Here is an 18,848-nt window from a genome sequence, read left to right on the forward strand (position 1 = left end):
AGTTAGGTATTTTTGAATAGAAAGGGTGGTTTTGTATAGGCGGTTGTTATTGAATTTGTTTTGTATGGTATTTTTACAAGCGTGTTTAAAGCCTATGAGCGACCCTAAAGCTGAGAAAGTGGATTCGCAAGTGCAATGCGGGTTTGGCTCAAAAGATTGTTGAATTTTAAGGTTTAAAGAAAGGAAACATAAGTTTTAAAGAATGAGTGCGGAACTGATTGCCGTTTATAAAGACGAGCAAATAATAGATTTAGAGAGCGCGAAAGTCTTAGGGCTGAGCGATGGGATCAAAGCGTTAAAAGGGAGCGAGCCGATATTTTTTGATGATTCGCCTTTGGCTTTAGAAGTGATCAGGCATTCATGTGCACATTTGCTCGCGCAAAGCTTGAAAGCCCTTTATCCGGACGCGAAATTCTTTGTAGGCCCTGTGGTAGAAGAGGGATTTTATTACGATTTTAAGACTTCTTCAAAGATCAGCGAAGAGGATTTGCCTAAAATTGAAGCGAAAATGAAAGAGTTTGCGAAGTTGAAACTCGCTATCACTAAAGAGACTTTAACCAGAGAGCAAGCTTTGGAGCGTTTTAAGGGCGATGAATTAAAGCATGCGGTGATGAGTAAAATCAGTGGCGATGCGTTTGGCGTGTACCAACAAGGCGAGTTTGAAGATTTGTGTAAGGGGCCACACCTCCCAAACACTCGTTTTTTAAACCATTTCAAGCTCACTAAATTGGCTGGGGCTTATTTGGGTGGCGATGAAAACAATGAAATGCTCATTAGGATCTATGGCATCGCTTTTGCCACTAAAGAGGGCTTAAAAGACTATCTTTTCCAAATAGAAGAAGCGAAAAAACGAGATCACAGAAAGCTAGGCGTGGAGCTAGGGCTTTTTAGCTTTGATGATGAGATAGGGGCAGGCTTACCTTTATGGCTGCCTAAAGGGGCAAGGCTCAGGAAACGCATTGAAGATTTATTGAGCAAGGCGTTACTTTTAAGAGGCTATGAGCCGGTTAAAGGCCCTGAGATTTTAAAAAGCGATGTGTGGAAAATCAGCGGGCATTATGACAACTATAAAGAAAACATGTATTTCACCACGATTGATGAGCAAGAATACGGCATAAAGCCCATGAATTGCGTGGGGCATATTAAAGTCTATCAAAGCGCTTTACACAGCTACAGGGATTTGCCTTTAAGGTTTTATGAATACGGCGTGGTGCATCGGCATGAAAAAAGCGGCGTGTTGCATGGGCTTTTAAGGGTTAGGGAATTTACCCAAGACGATGCGCATATTTTTTGCTCTTTTGAACAGATCCAAAGCGAAGTGAGCGCGATTTTAGATTTCACGCATAAGATCATGAAAGCGTTTGACTTTAGCTATGAAATGGAATTATCCACAAGGCCGGCTAAATCCATAGGCGATGATGAAGTTTGGGAAAAGGCCACTAGCGCTTTAAAAGAAGCCCTAAAAGAACACCGCATTGATTATAAGATTGATGAGGGGGGAGGGGCTTTCTATGGGCCTAAGATTGACATTAAAATCACCGACGCTTTGAAGCGTAAATGGCAGTGCGGCACGATCCAAGTGGATATGAATTTGCCTGAACGCTTCAAGCTCGCTTTCACTAATGAACACAATCACGCTGAACAGCCGGTGATGATCCACAGAGCGATTTTAGGCTCGTTTGAAAGGTTTATTGCGATTTTGAGCGAACATTTTGGGGGGAATTTCCCTTTCTTTGTCGCGCCCACTCAAATCGCTCTCATTCCTATTAATGAAGAGCATCATGTTTTTGCTTTGAAATTAAAAGAGGAATTAAAAAAGCGCGATATTTTTGTAGAAGCGCTGGATAAAAACGACAGCTTGAATAAAAAGGTGCGCTTAGCCGAAAAGCAAAAAATCCCTATGATTTTAGTTTTAGGGAATGAGGAAATGGAGACCGAAATTTTATCCATTAGAGACAGAGAAAAACAAGCTCAGTATAAAATGCCCTTAAAGGAGTTTTTAAACATGGTTGAATCTAAGATGCAAGAGGTTAGTTTTTGAGTAGAAGCGAAGTGTTGTTAAACGGAGACATTAATTTTAAAGAAGTGCGTTGCGTGGGCGATGATGGCGAAGTGTATGGGATTATTTCCTCTAAAGAAGCGCTAAAAATCGCTCAAAATTTAGGCTTGGATTTGGTATTGATTTCAGCGAGCGCGAAACCCCCTGTGTGTAAGGTGATGGATTATAATAAATTCCGCTACCAAAATGAAAAGAAAATCAAGGAAGCCAAGAAAAAGCAAAAGCAAATTGAAATCAAAGAGATCAAGCTTTCCACTCAAATCGCGCAAAACGATATTAACTATAAAGTCAAGCATGCGAGAGAATTTATTGAAGCCAATAAGCATGTTAAATTCAAAGTGGTTTTAAAGGGTAGGGAGAGCCAAAACTCAAAAGCCGGGCTTGATGTGCTTTTTAGAGTGCAAACAATGATGCAAGATTTAGCCAACCCTGAAAAAGAGCCAAAAACCGAGGGGCGTTTCGTTTCGTGGATGTTTGTGCCTAAGGCTAAAGAAACCCCCAAAAACGAAAAGAAACCTAAAGAAAATAACCCACCTTTTAATCGTATTAACCTTATGAAAGGAGAAAATCATGCCAAAAATGAAGACTAATCGCGGCGCGTCTAAGCGTTTCAAAGTCAAAAAAAACTTGATTAAGCGTGGCAGCGCTTTTAAAAGCCATATTTTGACTAAAAAAAGCCCTAAGCGTAAAGCCAATTTAAACGCGCCAAAACATGTGCATCACACTAACGCGCATTCTGTCATGTCGTTGCTTTGCAGGGCTTAGGAATGCTCATTAGAAAGTGGAGTTAATCCCCTTGTTTAAGGGAAAGTCGTTTGAAAAACGCACCTAAAAATATTTTAAAAGAAAGGTAAAGAAATGAGAGTTAAAACAGGCGTTGTACGCAGAAGACGCCATAAAAAAGTCTTAAAACTCGCTAGAGGGTTTTATAGTGGCAGAAGAAAGCATTTTAGAAAGGCTAAAGAACAGCTTGAAAGGAGCATGTATTACGCCTTTAGGGATCGCAAACAAAAGAAAAGAGAGTTCAGGAGTTTGTGGGTGGTAAGGATTAATGCGGCTTGCAGAATGCACGATACAAGTTATTCGCGCTTCATGCATGCCTTAAAAGTGGCTAATATTGAATTGGACCGCAAGGTTTTAGCAGACATGGCGATGAATGACATGCAAGCCTTTAAGAGCGTGTTAGAGAGCGTGAAAGAGCATCTTTAATCTCTATTAGCTGTTAAGGTTTTAGTTTTAGCCTAAAAAAGGTGAGAGGATTTAGGAATTTTTACTAAAAAGTTCCTAAAATTGATTTTTGTTTCAATTTATTTTCATTCAATCGCTATATTTAATCAAAAAGAAAGTAATTTTATAGTAGAATGTAGCATTTAGAACTCAAATAGAGAAAATGTAGAAGGAAGGAATACATGAAGAAATCTGTTATAGTAGGTGCTATCTCTCTAGCAATGACGAGCTTGTTGTCAGCAGAGACCCCCAAGCAAGAAAAAGCTATTAAGACTAGCCCTACCAAAAAAGGTGAAAGAAATGCTGCTTTTATAGGGATTGATTACCAGTTGGGTATGCTTAGCACTACCGCTCAAAATTGTTCCAATGGCAATTGTAATGGTAATCAAAGTGGGGCTTATGGCTCTAACACGCCCAACATGCCCACAGCGTCAAACCCCACAGGAGGGCTTACCCATGGTGCTCTAGGGACTCGTGGGTATAAGGGCTTGAGCAACCAACAATACGCTATCAATGGTTTTGGGTTTGTTGTAGGGTATAAGCATTTTTTTAAGAAATCCCCACAATTTGGAATGCGTTATTACGGGTTCTTTGATTTTGCAAGCTCTTATTATAAGTATTACACTTATAACGATTATGGCATGAGAGACGCTCGCAAGGGTTCTCAAAGTTTCATGTTTGGCTATGGGGCTGGCACAGATGTGTTGTTTAACCCAGCTATTTTCAATCGTGAGAACTTGCATTTTGGGTTTTTTCTTGGCGTTGCGATCGGCGGTACCTCTTGGGGTCCAACAAACTATTATTTTAAGGACTTAGCTGAAGAGTATAGAGGGAGTTTCCACCCATCAAATTTCCAGGTCTTAGTTAATGGCGGGATCCGCTTAGGCACTAAACACCAAGGTTTTGAAATTGGCTTGAAAATCCAAACCATTCGCAACAATTACTACACCGCTAGTGCGGATAATGTGCCTGAAGGGACTACCTATAGATTCACCTTCCACCGCCCCTATGCCTTTTATTGGCGTTACATTGTAAGCTTTTAAGGTGTTTTAGGGTTAATCTTATGGGGGCATAGAAAAGGGCTTTTGCTCTTTGTGGTCTTTTATGACTTTCTTTTCTTATGCTAAAGCCGTTATCAAGCGTTATCATAAACTCACTAAACAATAGCGTGGCATCAGTCATTGCAAGCAGCCTATCTAATCAAAAAATAGCACAGATTATTGATTGTAAAAATTTTTTAAAAGATTAAACAATGAAAGAGCTTGCGTCAAGCAAACGATATTCTCTTAAAAAGGCGATCTTCTTGGGTTAGGGGATTTAGGTTGTAGGGGGGAATTATTTCAAAATACCCCTATCCCCTTAGTTTTGCGTTAAAACAAAGTAACCAAAATCCCATTTTTTAAAAAAATGAAAGAGTGTTAATAAATAAGGTTTATCATTTGATGAGAATAAGGAATATAAGTTATTTTTAATGGAGTAGGTGGTAAAATCCTTGCGATTTCATTTTATTTTTGAATTGGGAGCATTTGATGAAAAAATTAGCGTTTTCTTTATTGTTTACGGGGACTTTTTTGGGGCTTTTTTTGAATGCGAGTGATTTTAAGAGCATGGATAATAAGCAGCTATTAGAGCAAGCAGGAAAAGTCGCTCCTAGCGAAGTCCCTGAGTTTCGTGCGGAAGTCAATAAACGATTACAAGCGATGAAAGAAGAAGATCGTCAAAAATATAAAGCGGATTTCAAGAAAGCTATGGATAAGAATTTGGCTTCTTTAAGTCAAGAAGATCGCAACAAGCGTAAAAAAGAAATTCTTGAAGTGATTGCTAACAAAAAGAAAACAATGACCATGAAAGAATACCGTGAAGAGGGGTTGGATTTGCATGATTGCGCATGCGAAGGCCCTTTTCATGATCATGAAAAAAAGGGCAAAAAAGGGAAAAAATCAGGCCATCATAAGCATTAGCGCTTAGGGTGTGCTAACTTTTTTTGATTTTTGTAAAACCACGCCGTAAGTCTCTAGCTTTTGGCTGTGGGGATATAAGGCGTTTTTGCGTTATAATTGTCATGGCGTTTGGGCGTTGACTCTTAAAATAGAGGCTATCTATCTGGTGGGTGAGTCTTGCTACTCTTAAAATCCCTTAGCTGTGGAGAGCATGCCAATTTTTTAGGGTTAAAGTTTTTGGAGTGTTTGTATTTTTTGGATATTTATAGTATCATACCCAAATGATAAATACCCTTTGAAAGTCTGTATTTTAAGATGATCAAAATAGCTTGAATTCTAGGTGGGTTTTTATAAATAGAAGAAGATTTTAAAAGAGGGCTTAATGAAGAATAGCATCTGTTTTTGTTGCGGTTATGGATACAGGAGTTTGGTGTGAAGCGAATTTTATTTTTTTTAGCGGCTACGACTTTTTTGTTGAGAGCAGAAACAGCTTCTGCTACTATTAACACTACAGTTGATCCCAATGTTATGTTTTCTGAAAGCTCCACAGGGAATGTGAAAAAAGACCGCAAGAGGGTTTTAAAGAGCATGGTTAATTTAGAAAAAGAGCGCGTGAAGAATTTTAACCAGTATTCTGAAACCAAGATGAGTAAGGGCGATTTATCCGCTTTTGGAGCTTTCTTTAAGGGGAGTTTGGAAGATTGCGTGGAGCAAAAGATTTGTTACTATGAGCATAGGAATGGCAAGGTTTCTTTTGTGGTGAATGACAGAGAAAAGTTTTATAAGCATGTGCTTAAAGACTTAGGGACAGAGCTTTCACTCCCCTTATTTAATTGGCTTTACAAAGGTTCAGATTTTGGGGCTTTGCATGAGCAGTTTGGGGACATGTATGATGGGTATATCAAATACTTGATCAGCATGGTTAGGGTAAGCCAAAAAGAAAAGGCTAGAAAAGTGGATGCAATCGTTCTTAAAAAAATGGAAGAACAGGCTGAGAAAGACACTAAGGCAGCATTCCAAAAGAGGAGCAGTGGGGAGCTTGAAAGCCATACTGATAGCCCTGAATTTATAAGCTCTTCTAAGACACAGAATTCTTCTAACCCGGATCTAGACCCTATGACTAACGCTAACACGCTCAAAGAAACAGCTTCAAAAGAGCCAGAGACTTCTTCAAAAAAGGAAAAAAAGCCCAAGAAAAAACGACGCCTTTCAAAGAAAGAAAAGCAACAACAGGCCTTACAACAAGAGTTTGAAAAGCAAGTTAGTGGCTCTAGTGAGTCTGAAAAATAGTAAGGAAAAATAGCTAGCTTACCTTTTTGAGTAGGGGGCTTTAAATAAGTCTCTTAAGTGCTTCTTTTCTAGGCTTTATGGCTCTCTATCGCTAAGCTCTGTGTCCTATTGATTAGGACTATCTCTTTTAAAAACCACCGCTTTTTTGAAGTTTTTAAACTTTTCAGCTCTTTTTACGCTTAATGATTGGCTCTTTTGTTACGCAAAAATCTTTAAAATATAATGACGGATAGAGCCATGATAAAATAACTTTAAGACATTCCAACGCATTTTACATAAAAGCATGTGAAAATTTTTGGTTTTATTTTAGTGGGGTATTGGTAATCAAATTGATGCTTTTGAGTATTTTTCACATTTAAAAAAACTTGCGAAAAGCGAGTGATTTTCTCATAACGCGTTCTTATGGGGTTAGGGGATTTAGTTTTGGGTTTGAAGAGGGCGTTAAAACGCAAAATACCCCCTTATTTTCTTATGAGTTTAAACAAACTTAATGAGTTTTACTACAAAATGAAATCTAAAACAATAAAATAACGCTTTAAAACCCTATTTTAATTTTCTAAGAATATTAAAGTTGGACAAGGCTATTGGTATTTGATAAAAAACAAAGCCTTTTATTTTGAATTTAAAGCCCCTAAAGGTTTATTTTAACCCTTAGCATTTTAAGGTTTTGGCTAACCCTCCTAACGAAGTCTCTTTGTATTTTTCATTCATGTCTTTTCCGGTCGCATACATCGTAGCGATCACTTCATCCAGGCTCACTTTAGGCTTGTATTCATCTTCTAAGGCTAGTTTAGAAGCGCTGATCGCTTTAATCGCTCCTAAAACATTGCGTTCAATGCAAGGGATTTGCACCAAGCCCCCCACCGGATCGCATGTTAATCCTAAATGGTGCTCCATAGCGATTTCACTAGCGATCAAAACCTGTTGCGTGGTCGCTTGGCACAAATGGGCTAACCCTCCTGCAGCCATAGAGCTTGCCACGCCAATTTCAGCCTGACACCCGGCTTCTGCGCCGCTCAAGGAAGCGTTTTTCTTGTAAAGATAGCCAATCGCCGCGCTGGTGAGTAAAAAATCATTGATAGATTTTTGCGATAAATTTTCAAACAAATGGTTTTTGGCGTATAAAAGCACGCTTGGCACTACCGCGCACGCCCCATTAGTAGGGGCGGTTACCACCTTGCCTCCGCTAGCGTTTTCTTCGGCAATGGAACGAGCGTAAAGCGAAATGTAATCAATCAAGGCTAAGGGGTCTTTCCCGCTTGTGGGGTGCTTTTCTAGGCGCGTTTTAACGCTTGGGGCTAATCGTGTTACTTTCAAAGAACCAGGCAGATACCTTTCTTTAGAATTAGCCCCATTATGATAACACTCAAGCATCGCATGATAGATTTTAGTCATCGTTGCATCAGGGTGGTTTTTGAGGGCGTTTTCTCTCAAACGCACGATTTCAGCGATGCTTTTTTGGTGTTTTTGGCATAATTCTAGCAACTCTTTAGCGCTTGAAAAATCATAAGCAACGCTTTCATTTCCACCCTCTTTAGATAAGTTGTCTAATTCTTTTTCAGTATAGACAAACCCTCCACCAACAGAATAATAAGTCTCTTCTTTTAAAACCTCATTTTTAGCGTTAAAAGCTTTTAGAATGAGAGCGTTTTGGTGTCTGGCTAAAGGTTTGTTGTCAAAAATCAAATCTTTAGCATAATCAAAAGGGATATGATGCTGGTTAGCGAGTTTTAAAACCTTGTTTTCAAACACCTCATGCAATAAGGCTTTTTTGGTTGTTGCTTCTAATTCGTTAGCATAAATGCCATGCAAGCCAATCAAAACCGCCTCATCGCTCAAATGCCCTTTACCGGTCAAGGCTAATGAGCCATGCAAGGTGATTTGAACGCGTTCAACCTGCTCTAAAATGCCTTTTAACAACCCGCAAAATCTCGCTCCCGCTTCCATAGGCCCTATGGTGTGTGAAGAGCTAGGCCCCACGCCGATCTTAAAAATGGATAAAATGGAAAAACTAGCCATTAAAATAGTCCTAAAAACACGCTCAAAGCCGTCAAGCTCCCAAAGACAAACACAAAAATATCCACTTTGAAGTTTCTAAAACGCTTCAAACTAGAAACGCTATAAAAAGCTATCATGGGCATCACAAAAAGAATGAGCGCGATAATGGGGCCGCCTAAATTTTCAATAAAATCCAAGATATTGGGGTTAATATAAGCCACCAGCGTGATAGTCAGCCATAAAAAAATCGTTACGCTCACGCTCAAGGTTTTAGAAGCTTGTTTCAACTTTAAACTTTGAATGATAATGCCTTCTAAACCCTCCTTAGCCCCATAATAATGCCCAAAAAAAGATGAAAAAATCGCTAAAAAAGCCACCACAGGCCCCGCATAGTTGATTAAAGGGTTGTTTAGGGTGTTAGCCAAATAGCTTAAAATGGGGATGTTTTGTTCCCTTGCTTTCACAAAATCATCAGCATTCAAGCACATGACGCACGAAAACACAAAAAACATCACAAACCCTAAAAGCATCAGCGATGTCCCTAATTCAATTTGATTGAGTTTATACTCTTTGAAAGCGCCGTATTCTTTTCCCACGTTTTGGGTGAAGGTTGAAATAATGGGGCTATGGTCGAATGAAAACACAAGCACCGGTAAGGTTAGCCAAATCGCTAACACAAATTCTTTGAAACTCGGCACCACAAAAAGATTAGCGCCTTGCCAATAAGGGATAAGATACAAAGAAAAAAGCAATAAAATCAAGCATAAAGGATACACTAAAGCGTTACAAATGCGCGTAACAATCGTAGCGTTAAAAACCATTACCAACATCATTAAAGAGACTAATACCACAGCCAGTAAGCCCCGATGAAAAGGCGCTAAATGCAACTGGTTAGTGAAAAAATGATCAAACACGTTAGTGATACCCACCCCATAAACCAAGCAAATAGGATAAATCGCCAAGAAATAAAGCAAAGTGATAAGAAAACCCCATTGAGCGCCAAAATGAGAGCGAACGACCATGGTAATGTCTTCTTGATCTTTAGATCCTATGAAATAAGCTAAGGCTCTATGCCCTAGATAAGTTAAAGGGAAGATGATCGCGCTCATCACCACAATAGCCCATATCCCATGCCCACCGGCTCTAATAGGCAAAAATAAAATCCCAGCCCCCACCGCCGTGCCAAATAAGGACACCATCCAACGCAAATCAAACAAATTGAGTTTTTTAGGATCTCTTAGAACCGCTTTTTCTTGTGCCATGCTATTAAACCGCCCTTTTAATCGTGTTAAAGAGTTTTCATTGTAGCATAAAGCTTTTTATGATTGGGGTTTTTTGAGATTAAGGGGTGGTTTTGGGCGCGCATTTATTCCCTAAAATCCACGATTTAACCCGCACAAGCTATAATAACGCTTAAAAAAAGATTAATAAAGGATTATAGAAATGTCAAACACAACCTGGTCGCCAACTTCATGGCATTCTTTTAAAATAGAGCAACACCCCACTTACAAAGATAAGCAAGAATTAGAAAGAGTCAAAAAAGAATTGCGCTCCTACCCTCCTTTAGTGTTTGCTGGCGAAGCGAGGAACTTGCAAGAGCGCTTAGCCCAAGTCATTGACAATAAAGCGTTTTTGTTGCAAGGGGGCGATTGCGCGGAGTCGTTTTCCCAATTTAGCGCTAACCGGATTAGGGACATGTTTAAAGTGATGATGCAAATGGCGATTGTCTTAACTTTTGCTGGCTCTATACCGATTGTGAAAGTGGGGCGCATTGCCGGACAATTTGCCAAGCCTCGCTCTAATGCGACTGAAATACTGGATGATGAAGAAGTGTTGAGTTACAGAGGGGATATTATCAATGGGATTTCCAAAAAAGAAAGAGAGCCAAAGCCGGAAAGAATGCTTAAAGCTTACCATCAAAGCGTAGCGACTTTAAACCTTATCAGAGCCTTTGCCCAAGGCGGGTTAGCCAATTTGGAGCAAGTGCATCGTTTCAATTTGGATTTTGTCAAAAACAACGACTTTGGGCAAAAATACCAGCAAATCGCTGATCGGATCACGCAAGCTTTAGGGTTCATGCGAGCATGCGGGGTGGAGATAGAGCGAACGCCTATTCTTAGGGAAGTGGAGTTTTACACGAGCCACGAAGCGTTACTGCTCCATTATGAAGAGCCTTTGGTGCGTAAGGATAGTTTGACTAACCAGTTTTATGATTGCTCCGCGCACATGCTATGGATTGGCGAAAGGACAAGAGATCCTAATGGTGCGCATGTGGAGTTTTTAAGGGGGGTTTGTAACCCTATTGGCGTGAAAATTGGGCCTAATGCGAGTGTGAGCGAAGTGTTAGAATTGTGCGATGTTTTAAACCCGCACAACATTAAGGGGCGTTTGAATTTGATCGTGCGCATGGGTTCTAAAATCATTAAAGAGCGCTTGCCTAAGCTTTTACAAGGGGTGTTGAAAGAAAAACGCCACATTTTATGGAGCATTGATCCCATGCATGGCAACACGGTCAAAACCAACTTGGGGGTTAAAACAAGGGCTTTTGATAGCGTGTTAGATGAAGTGAAAAGCTTTTTTGAAATCCATAGGGCTGAAGGGAGCTTGGCTTCAGGGGTTCATTTGGAAATGACAGGAGAAAATGTTACAGAATGTATCGGTGGCTCGCAAGCGATCACCGAAGAGGGTTTGAGTTGCCATTACTATACGCAATGCGATCCAAGACTAAACGCCACTCAAGCCCTAGAACTCGCTTTTTTAATCGCTGACATGCTTAAAAAACAACGCGCTTGATTGAAATCAAAATAATAAGAGGCTTTAGTCAAGCGATCGTTTCTTCTAATGCGTTCTATAGAGGGATTTAGTTGGGGGTTGTAGGGGGAGAGTTATTTCAAAATACCCCAGTTATCCCCTTAAGAGAATGAGTTTTATGTGAAATAAAGTTTTAAAAATTAAAGAATAATAAGGTTAAATAAGGTTTTGAGTGCCGACATTTGATGAAAACAGAGCCAAATATTAATCTATCTTTAACTCTTTTTCTTTATAATTATCGTAAGCATTTTAATATTTAAAGGAGCTTGAAATGAGAATTTCTCTTTTAGCTGTAATTTTAGCGTTATTGTTTGTGGCTTGCCATGAAACTAAAAAACAAATTTTGCAAAACGAAGCCGATAGCACCCCCTCAGAAAAGACCATTTGGCAACCTGAACAAAAATAAAAATTTAAAAAAGCTAAAAAGCGTTTTTACCATCAAATTAAAAGGGCTTGATTTTTAGTTAAATAGTGTTTAAAAAGCGTTTTTGTGGGGCTATTATCGCAAAATAACCCTATTTTTTATGAGTTTTAGCGTAAAAAATAAAAGTTTTTGTTAAATAAGACTCACCGGTGTTTGAAAAGAATAGAGCCTTAGAGTTTGAAGATTAAAAGGCTTGAGAGCGAAACTACAAACTCTCTAAAACTTTTTGAGCATGCCCTTTCGCTTTGACATTATAGAAGCATTTTTCTAAAACACCTTGCGTGTTGATAATGAAAGTGGAGCGGATAATCCCCAAATGCTCTTTCCCATAAAGCATGCGTTTGCCATAAGCTTTGTAAAGATTGGCCACTTTTTTATCTTCATCGCAGAGCAAGATCACATTCAAAGAGCATTGGCTGATAAATTTTTGATGCGATTGAGAATTATCAGGGCTTACGCCCACGACAACAGCGTTTTTCTTTTCAAATTCGCTAAACAGAGCGCTAAAATCTTTGGCTTCTAAGGTGCATCCGGGGGTGTTGTCTTTAGGGTAGAAATACAGCACCACTTTTTTATGGAGCAAATCTTTTAAAGAAATTTCTACGCCATCGCTGTTTTTCAATCTAAAATCAGGGGCTAATTGCCCTACTTCTAATTTTTCCATTCTTATCCTTTAATAGAGAATGACAGCGACTTTTTGAGGCCCATGCACCCCAAAAACGGTTTTCAATTCAATGTCAGCTGTCCGGCTAGGCCCGCCAATAAGGAGCATGTTTGTGGGCAATACGCCGTTTTGGCTTTGGTTTTTTAAAGCTTGCATGCCTTCACTCAAATTGCGCACAATGGATTCTTTTTTCAATAAGATGATGCAATTAAGGGTGATGAGCGAAAGCAATCGCGGGCTTGCATGCGAAGAAACCGCCCCAATCATGCCCAAGCTTGAAATCCCACAAACCCCATGCAATAAAGCTGTATCAATCTCAAACAACTCTTCACGCATCGCTTCAATTTCTTTGTCATAGGGCTGTAAAGTGAAATCCTTAAACGCTTCAAAATTCAAATTTAAATCCGTAGAGTGTAAGACTTTTTTGCTTTGAAAATTTTCTAAAGCCTTTAAAATGGCTTGCTCTAAATTTTCTTTAGCGCTTTCAATGACTTCGGCCTTATTCAATATTTGGAAATGCTTGTATTCTTCCACCAAGTCTTCAAACTCCACTTTAATGATATTTCTATAAGCAGGGTTTGCTCCCTGAATGGCATGCTTGGCTTTGGCTTCTTTAATGCGCTTTAAAATAGGCTCTTTACTCATAAATCACCCCTTCTAAGTGCTGGACTTTGGCATGCAAACTCGTGTCCATATTGGGTAAGGTTCTCACGCTCGCCCACTCTTTGACTAAAGGCAGTATAGGCGCTAAAAGCTTGCCTAAAGGCGAGAAAAATTGAGCCATTTTCAATTGGAAACGCCACTTAGCCCCATCGCTTGCCATTTTGGCAAACATTTTCATAGAGAATTTTTCCATCCCGCTGTGTTGGGTGCTTTTAGCCCCCTTGACCACACCCCTGCCCTCGCCCACTTTATCGGCTCGTAAATCCCTGATGAGTTCCGCTAAAGGGATTTCTACGGGGCATACTTCAGTGCAACGCCCGCAAAGACTGCACAAATTAGGGATATGCCCGTAATTATTCAAGCCAAAGAGTTGGGGGGATACCACCACGCCTATGGGGCCAGGATAAGTGGAAAGATAGGCATGCCCACCGATTTTATCATACACAGGGCAGTGGTTCAAACAAGTCCCGCAACGAATGCATGAAAGAGCGCGGTAATACTTTTCATCAGCCAAGATATTAGAGCGGTTGTTGTCTAATAAAATGATGTGGGCTTCTTTAGGGCCGTCTAAATCGTCGTTTTTTCTAGGGCCTGTGATGATGTTTTGATAGCAAGTGATAGGCACGCCCACCGCGCTTGGGGCGAGTAAATTGTTTAAAATCGCCGCATCATCAAAGCTTTCTACTAATTTTTCAATCCCGCAAATAGCGACATGCACATCGCATGCGGTGGTGCTCATTCTGCCATTACCCTCATTTTCCACTAACCAGATCGCCCCCTCATTAGCGATAGCGAAATTAACCCCACTAATCCCCATTTTAAAGCTTTCAAATTCTTTGCGCATGTGCTTTCTGGCGATCGCGTTAAGCTTCTCAGGCTCTTCTTCATAAGCGGCGTTGAGTTTTTCTTCAAAAATCTTACCGATTTGCTTGCGGTTTTTATGGATGGCTGGCACGACAATATGCACAGGGTGTTCATTGATGAGCTGGATAATCAATTCGCCCAAATCCGTTTCTTGCGCTTGAATGCCCTTTTCTTTGAGATAATGGTTCAAACCAATTTCTTCGCTCGCCATGGATTTTTGCTTTAAAATGCGATTGATATTCTTTTCTTTAGCGAGGTTGTAAATGATTTCATTAGCTTCATCGCCGTCTTTAGCGTAATGGATTTTAAAGCCGTTTTGAGTGGCGTTTTTTTCAAACAATTCCAAATATTCATCAAGCCTGGATAAAATCTTAAGCTTGACTTCCTTGCCTAATTCCCTTAAATTTTCCCACTCGCTGTAACGATTTTTAAGGAGATTCTTACGATTAGCCCTTAAGGTGTCCATTGCAGAACGCAAATTTTCCCTTAATTGCGTATCGCCTAATTGGTCGGTGATGATTTCTTCGTATTCTTGGTCGCTGTGATATTTTTCCATGATTATTCCTTAAAACAATTCTTTAATGTTAAAGCCCAAGCCTTGAGGCTAAAAAGTCATAAAAATGCATGGGTTTTGTCAAAGAACCCATTTTCTGCATGGCGGTGCTGATATTCATCAAACACCCCGCATCCGCTGAAACAATCACATCCACATGACGGCTCTCTATGTCTTTAATCTTTTCTTTAACCATAACCGCTGAAATTTCAGGCTCTTTGACTGAAAAAGTCCCCCCAAACCCGCAGCATTCTTCTTCTTTTTCCAATTCAATGAGTTCCACATTTTTAAGCTGTCTGATGAGATTTTTCGCCGAGTCAATCACTTTAGCCACCCTTAAGGCATGGCAATTAGAATGCCATGTGATTTTAAGGGGTTCGCCCTTATCTTCGTATTTGACTTGCAATTTTTTATCCAAAAACTCGCTCAATTCATACACCCTAGAGCAAAAATCTTTAACCATGTTAAATTCCGCATGCCCTTCAAACAATTCCAAATAATCATGCCGCATCATCCCTGTGCATGAACCGCTGGGCAAGATAATAGGGTAGTCGTTATTGGAATAAAGCTTGATATTGTATAAAACGATTTTTTTTGTTTCTTCATAGTATCCTGAGTTGTAGCTTGGCTGGCCGCAACATGTCTGGTCTTTTTTAAAAACCACTTCCAAATTTTCCTTACGGAGTAATTTGATAGCGTTAAGCGATGCGTTGCTATAAATGGCTGCTCCTAGACAAGTAGCAAAGAAATTGACTTTCAAAGAATGCTCCTTAAAATTCCAAATTAAGAGTTTCAAACACAATATAATACTCAAAATTAGTAAGATTGTAATCACAAGTTGATAAACCCACTCGCTCAAACATTGTTACTAAAATAAACCACAAACCCATTAAATTTGACTTAATATTAAATGCTACTTAAAATTAGTTTTCTCTTTTAAGTAAGATAAAAAATACTTTTAATTATTCAAGGAAAATTTATGGAATTTTATCAAGTCTATGACCCATTAGGCCATATTTGGCTGAGCGCTTTAGTGGCGCTATCGCCTATTGCGCTTTTTTTTATCTCTCTTATTGTTTTTAAACTTAAAGGGTATAGCGCTGGGTTTTTAAGCTTAGCGCTTTCAATCCTTATTGCGTTATTTGTGTATAAAATGCCTGTTCAAATGGTGAGTGCGAGTTTTTTCTATGGCTTTCTTTATGGCTTGTGGCCGATCGCATGGATTGTGATCGCTGCGATTTTTCTTTACAACCTTTCAGTGAAATCCGGGTATTTTGAGATTTTAAAAGAAAGCATTTTAAGTTTGACGCCGGATCACCGCATTTTAGTGATTTTGATCGGGTTTTGTTTTGGCTCGTTCTTAGAAGGCGCGATTGGTTTTGGAGGCCCGGTAGCGATCACAGCGGCGATTTTAGTCGGTCTTGGGCTAAACCCCTTATACGCTGCCGGGTTGTGCCTGATCGCTAACACCGCTCCTGTAGCCTTTGGCGCGGTGGGTATCCCTATTACGGCAATGGCTAGCGTGGTGGGTATCCCTGAATTAGAGATTTCTCAAATGGTGGGTAGGGTGTTACCCATTTTTTCCATTGGCATTCCTTTTTTCATCGTGTTTTTAATGGATGGCTTTAGAGGGATTAGAGAAACCTTTCCTGCAGTGGCCGTTACTGGGTTTAGTTTCGCTATCGCGCAATTTTTAAGCTCTAATTATCTAGGGCCGCAGCTTCCGGATATTATTTCAGCTTTAGTGTCATTGATTGCTACCACTTTATTTTTAAAATTCTGGCAGCCCAAACACATTTTCACCAGCAATGGCAAAGAGCCCACAATCAGCACAGAAAAACACCATATTTGTAAGGTGGTTGTGGCGTGGATGCCTTTTGTGTTGCTCACGATTACGATTATTATATGGACGCAACCCTGGTTTAAAGCGCTCTTTAAAGAAGGTGGGGCTTTGGCGTTTTCTAGCTTTGCGTTTGAATTCAATTCTATCAGTCAAAAGATTTTCAAAACCGTTCCCATTGTTACTGAAGCGACTAATTTTCCTGTGGTGTTCAAACTCCCTTTGATTTTAACGACAGGCACTTCCATTTTTTTAGCCGCTCTTTTAAGCGTGTTTTTGTTGCGCGTGAAAATCAGCGATGCGATAGGGGTGTTTGGGGCCACTTTAAAAGAAATGCGTTTGCCGATTTTAACCATTGGCGTGGTTTTAGCGTTTGCGTATGTGGCTAATTATAGCGGCATGAGCGCCACGCTCGCTTTAGCGCTAGCAGATACCGGGCATGTTTTCACTTTCTTTTCGCCTGTGGTAGGCTGGCTTGGGGTGTTTTTAACCGGAAGCGATACGAGTTCTAATCTTTTATTTGGATCTTTACAAATGCTCATCGCTACACAGCTTGGCTTGCCTGAAGTGCTTTTCTTAGCGGCCAACACTTCCGGGGGCGTTGTGGGCAAAATGATAAGCCCTCAAAGTATCGCTATCGCTTGTGCGGCGGTGGGGTTAGTGGGGAAAGAGAGCGAATTGTTCAGATTTACAGTAAAATACTCTATCGCTTTGGCAATCATTATGGGGATTATTTTCACTCTTATTGCTTATGTCTTCCCCTTTATTATCCCCATCATTCCTAAATAAGGGGGTTTTTTAAAGAGATCTAGCGCTAAGAGAATATTTTTAAAAGGGATTTTTTAGTGTCAGAATTTCATCAAGTTTATGACCCTTTGGGTAATATTTGGCTGAGCGCTCTTGTGGCCTTATTGCCGATTTTATTATTTTTCTTATCTTTAATGGTTTTTAAGCTCAAAGGTTATGTAGCGGCCTTTTTGAGCGTGGCCTTATCAGCTATTATTGCGGTTTTAGTGTATAAAATGCCTGTTAGCATGGTGGGTTCAAGTTTTCTTTATGGCTTTCTTTATGGTTTGTGGCCGATCGCTTGGATCATCATTGCGGCGATTTTTTTATACAAACTCAGCGTTAAATCCGGCTATTTTGAAATCTTAAAAGAAAGCGTTCAGTCCATCACTTTAGATCACCGCATTTTAGTGATTTTGATCGGATTTTGTTTTGGCTCATTTTTAGAAGGGGCGATCGGCTTTGGAGGGCCTATTGCCATTACAGCAGCGATTTTAGTGGGCTTGGGGTTAAGCCCTTTATACGCTGCCGGGTTATGTTTAATCGCTAACACCGCTCCTGTGGCCTTTGGTGCGGTGGGTATCCCTATAAGCGCGATGGCGAGCGCGGTAGGGGTGCCAGCGATCTTAATTTCAGCCATGACGGGTAAAATCCTCTTTTTTGTGAGCTTGTTAGTGCCGTTTTTTATTGTGTTTTTAATGGATGGCTTTAAGGGGATTAAAGAGACTTTTCCGGCCGTTTTTATCGCGGCTTTTTCTTTCGCTGGCGCGCAATTTTTAAGCTCTAATTATTTAGGGCCAGAATTGCCCGGCATTATTTCAGCCCTTGTCTCACTCGTTGCGACAGCGCTCTTTTTGAAATTTTGGCAGCCTAAAGCGATTTTTAGAAGCGACGGCAAAGCGATCTCATTCACTAAAAGTAACCATCATATTTGTAAGGTTTATGTCGCTTGGTCTCCTTTTGTGATTTTGGTTTTAGTGATTGTGTTATGGATACAGCCTTTTTTTAAAGCCTTATTTGAAAAAGACGGCTTGTTAGCTTTTTCTAATTTTTATTTTGAATTCAATAACATCAGTAACCACATCTTTAAAAGCCCGCCTTTTGTAGAAGCCAATCAAAGCGTGAGTTTTCCTGTGGTGTTTAAACTCCTCTTAATCAACACGGTTGGCACTTCCATTTTTTTAGCCGCTCTTGTTAGCATGCTCGTTTTAAGGGTGCGAGTGAGCGATGCAGTGAGCGTCTTTGGCGAGACTTTGAAAGAAATGCGCTACCCCATTCTCACCATTGGTTTAGTCTTAAGCTTTGCTTATGTGTCTAATTACAGCGGGATTTCTTCCACTCTAGCCTTAGCGCTCACGCATACCGGTTTGGCTTTCACTTTTTTCTCGCCCTTGATTGGGTGGGTAGGCGTGTTTTTAACCGGAAGCGATACGAGTTCTAATCTTTTGTTTGGCTCTTTACAGCAACTCACCGCCCAACGATTGCAACTCCCTGAGATTTTAACCTTAACGGCTAATACCGTGGGTGGCACTTTGGGCAAAATGATAAGCCCTCAAAGCATCGCTATCGCTTGCGCGGCGGTAGGGTTAGCCGGGAAAGAGAGCGATTTATTCAAATTCACGGCTAAATACTCGCTTGTTTTTGTGGTGCTTATGGGGGTAGTGATTAGCGCGATCGCGTATTGGATCCCTGAAGTCGTGCCTAAAATAAAGTAGAATTGTTTTGGATT

At 40.2% G+C, this 18,848-nt stretch carries 18 protein-coding genes; 12 read left to right on the forward strand and 6 right to left on the reverse strand.

The genetic code is table 11. The annotated features are described in order from the left end of the window. Positions 1-31 precede the first annotated feature (31 nt). From CS889_RS08595 to CS889_RS00700, 8 genes are all read left to right on the forward strand, one after another. Positions 32-163, forward strand: coding sequence for a hypothetical protein (locus tag CS889_RS08595; protein ID WP_001871589.1), 132 nt, complete (start codon positions 32-34; stop codon positions 161-163). A 39-nt stretch (positions 164-202) separates the two neighbouring features. After that, positions 203-2,041, forward strand: a complete 1,839-nt coding sequence (gene thrS / locus CS889_RS00665; protein ID WP_089086527.1) for a threonine--tRNA ligase — start codon at positions 203-205, stop codon at positions 2,039-2,041. Continuing rightward, positions 2,038-2,649, forward strand: coding sequence for a translation initiation factor IF-3 (infC, locus tag CS889_RS00670; RefSeq protein ID WP_089086528.1), 612 nt, complete (start codon positions 2,038-2,040; stop codon positions 2,647-2,649). The genes thrS and infC overlap by 4 nt, the downstream gene beginning before the upstream one ends. Beyond that, complete coding sequence (gene rpmI / locus CS889_RS00675; protein ID WP_001125542.1) at positions 2,630-2,824, forward strand: 50S ribosomal protein L35; 195 nt, start codon at positions 2,630-2,632, stop codon at positions 2,822-2,824. The genes infC and rpmI overlap by 20 nt, the downstream gene beginning before the upstream one ends. Before the next feature lie 93 nt (positions 2,825-2,917). Beyond that, positions 2,918-3,268 (forward strand): 50S ribosomal protein L20, encoded by a 351-nt coding sequence (rplT, locus tag CS889_RS00680; RefSeq protein ID WP_001264156.1) that lies wholly within the window; start codon positions 2,918-2,920, stop codon positions 3,266-3,268. 200 nt (positions 3,269-3,468) lie between these two features. Then, on the forward strand, positions 3,469-4,329 hold the full coding sequence (locus CS889_RS00685) for an outer membrane protein (protein WP_000750212.1): 861 nt from the start codon (positions 3,469-3,471) through the stop codon (positions 4,327-4,329). Between the two features lie 486 nt (positions 4,330-4,815). Then, complete coding sequence (locus tag CS889_RS00690; RefSeq protein WP_001935031.1) at positions 4,816-5,247, forward strand: DUF1104 domain-containing protein; 432 nt, start codon at positions 4,816-4,818, stop codon at positions 5,245-5,247. 411 nt (positions 5,248-5,658) lie between these two features. Continuing rightward, on the forward strand, positions 5,659-6,516 hold the full coding sequence (locus CS889_RS00700) for a hypothetical protein (protein ID WP_001957552.1): 858 nt from the start codon (positions 5,659-5,661) through the stop codon (positions 6,514-6,516). A 651-nt stretch (positions 6,517-7,167) separates the two neighbouring features. Here CS889_RS00700 and CS889_RS00710 read toward each other — a convergent pair. Beyond that, positions 7,168-8,535, reverse strand: coding sequence for an L-serine ammonia-lyase (locus CS889_RS00710; protein WP_089086530.1), 1,368 nt, complete (start codon positions 8,533-8,535; stop codon positions 7,168-7,170). After that, a complete protein-coding gene (locus CS889_RS00715) occupies positions 8,535-9,776 on the reverse strand; it encodes a serine/threonine transporter (RefSeq protein WP_089086531.1) in 1,242 nt (413 codons plus the stop codon). The genes CS889_RS00710 and CS889_RS00715 overlap by 1 nt, the downstream gene beginning before the upstream one ends. Before the next feature lie 181 nt (positions 9,777-9,957). Here CS889_RS00715 and CS889_RS00720 point away from each other — a divergent pair, with 181 nt between their 5' ends. Both CS889_RS00720 and CS889_RS08600 read left to right on the forward strand, forming a co-directional pair. After that, positions 9,958-11,307, forward strand: a complete 1,350-nt coding sequence (locus CS889_RS00720; RefSeq protein ID WP_089086532.1) for a class II 3-deoxy-7-phosphoheptulonate synthase — start codon at positions 9,958-9,960, stop codon at positions 11,305-11,307. A gap of 289 nt (positions 11,308-11,596) precedes the next feature. After that, the gene (locus tag CS889_RS08600; RefSeq protein WP_001222899.1) at positions 11,597-11,731 is read left to right on the forward strand and encodes an HP0135 family lipoprotein; all 135 of its coding nucleotides are present in this window, start codon (positions 11,597-11,599) and stop codon (positions 11,729-11,731) included. A 223-nt stretch (positions 11,732-11,954) separates the two neighbouring features. Here CS889_RS08600 and CS889_RS00730 read toward each other — a convergent pair whose 3' ends face one another. From CS889_RS00730 to CS889_RS00745, 4 genes are read right to left on the reverse strand one after another with little or no spacing between them, the layout of a single operon-like run. Beyond that, positions 11,955-12,413, reverse strand: a complete 459-nt coding sequence (locus tag CS889_RS00730) for a peroxiredoxin (RefSeq protein ID WP_000412964.1) — start codon at positions 12,411-12,413, stop codon at positions 11,955-11,957. 9 nt (positions 12,414-12,422) lie between these two features. Further along, positions 12,423-13,058 (reverse strand): LutC/YkgG family protein, encoded by a 636-nt coding sequence (locus tag CS889_RS00735; RefSeq protein ID WP_089086533.1) that lies wholly within the window; start codon positions 13,056-13,058, stop codon positions 12,423-12,425. Next, positions 13,051-14,496 carry a LutB/LldF family L-lactate oxidation iron-sulfur protein gene (locus CS889_RS00740; RefSeq protein WP_000417343.1) on the reverse strand — a complete coding sequence of 482 codons (1,446 nt, stop codon included), beginning with the start codon at positions 14,494-14,496 and terminating at the stop codon, positions 13,051-13,053. The genes CS889_RS00735 and CS889_RS00740 overlap by 8 nt, the downstream gene beginning before the upstream one ends. A gap of 28 nt (positions 14,497-14,524) precedes the next feature. Further along, a complete protein-coding gene (locus CS889_RS00745; protein ID WP_000867245.1) occupies positions 14,525-15,253 on the reverse strand; it encodes a (Fe-S)-binding protein in 729 nt (242 codons plus the stop codon). Between the two features lie 219 nt (positions 15,254-15,472). On the opposite strand from CS889_RS00745, the gene CS889_RS00750 reads away from it, so the two are divergent. Both CS889_RS00750 and CS889_RS00755 read left to right on the forward strand, forming a co-directional pair. After that, entirely contained in the window at positions 15,473-17,122 is a 1,650-nt protein-coding gene (locus CS889_RS00750; protein WP_089086534.1) for an L-lactate permease, read from the forward strand. Positions 17,123-17,178: 56 nt separating this feature from the next. Then, positions 17,179-18,834 (forward strand): L-lactate permease, encoded by a 1,656-nt coding sequence (locus CS889_RS00755; protein ID WP_089086535.1) that lies wholly within the window; start codon positions 17,179-17,181, stop codon positions 18,832-18,834. Positions 18,835-18,848: the final 14 nt, after the last annotated feature.

It is taken from the genome of Helicobacter pylori (assembly GCF_900120335.1).
Taxonomy (GTDB): domain Bacteria; phylum Campylobacterota; class Campylobacteria; order Campylobacterales; family Helicobacteraceae; genus Helicobacter; species Helicobacter pylori_BU.

Coding starts and splice junctions, on each gene's coding strand:
- thrS (WP_089086527.1), top strand. CDS start 203: ATGAGTGCGGAACTGATTGCCGTTTATAAAGACGAGCAAATAATAGAT.
- rpmI (WP_001125542.1), top strand. CDS start 2,630: ATGCCAAAAATGAAGACTAATCGCGGCGCGTCTAAGCGTTTCAAAGTC.
- rplT (WP_001264156.1), top strand. CDS start 2,918: ATGAGAGTTAAAACAGGCGTTGTACGCAGAAGACGCCATAAAAAAGTC.
- CS889_RS00685 (WP_000750212.1), top strand. CDS start 3,469: ATGAAGAAATCTGTTATAGTAGGTGCTATCTCTCTAGCAATGACGAGC.
- CS889_RS00690 (WP_001935031.1), top strand. CDS start 4,816: ATGAAAAAATTAGCGTTTTCTTTATTGTTTACGGGGACTTTTTTGGGG.
- CS889_RS00710 (WP_089086530.1), bottom strand. CDS start 8,535: ATGGCTAGTTTTTCCATTTTATCCATTTTTAAGATCGGCGTGGGGCCT.
- CS889_RS00715 (WP_089086531.1), bottom strand. CDS start 9,776: ATGGCACAAGAAAAAGCGGTTCTAAGAGATCCTAAAAAACTCAATTTG.
- CS889_RS00720 (WP_089086532.1), top strand. CDS start 9,958: ATGTCAAACACAACCTGGTCGCCAACTTCATGGCATTCTTTTAAAATA.
- CS889_RS08600 (WP_001222899.1), top strand. CDS start 11,597: ATGAGAATTTCTCTTTTAGCTGTAATTTTAGCGTTATTGTTTGTGGCT.
- CS889_RS00730 (WP_000412964.1), bottom strand. CDS start 12,413: ATGGAAAAATTAGAAGTAGGGCAATTAGCCCCTGATTTTAGATTGAAA.
- CS889_RS00735 (WP_089086533.1), bottom strand. CDS start 13,058: ATGAGTAAAGAGCCTATTTTAAAGCGCATTAAAGAAGCCAAAGCCAAG.
- CS889_RS00740 (WP_000417343.1), bottom strand. CDS start 14,496: ATGGAAAAATATCACAGCGACCAAGAATACGAAGAAATCATCACCGAC.
- CS889_RS00750 (WP_089086534.1), top strand. CDS start 15,473: ATGGAATTTTATCAAGTCTATGACCCATTAGGCCATATTTGGCTGAGC.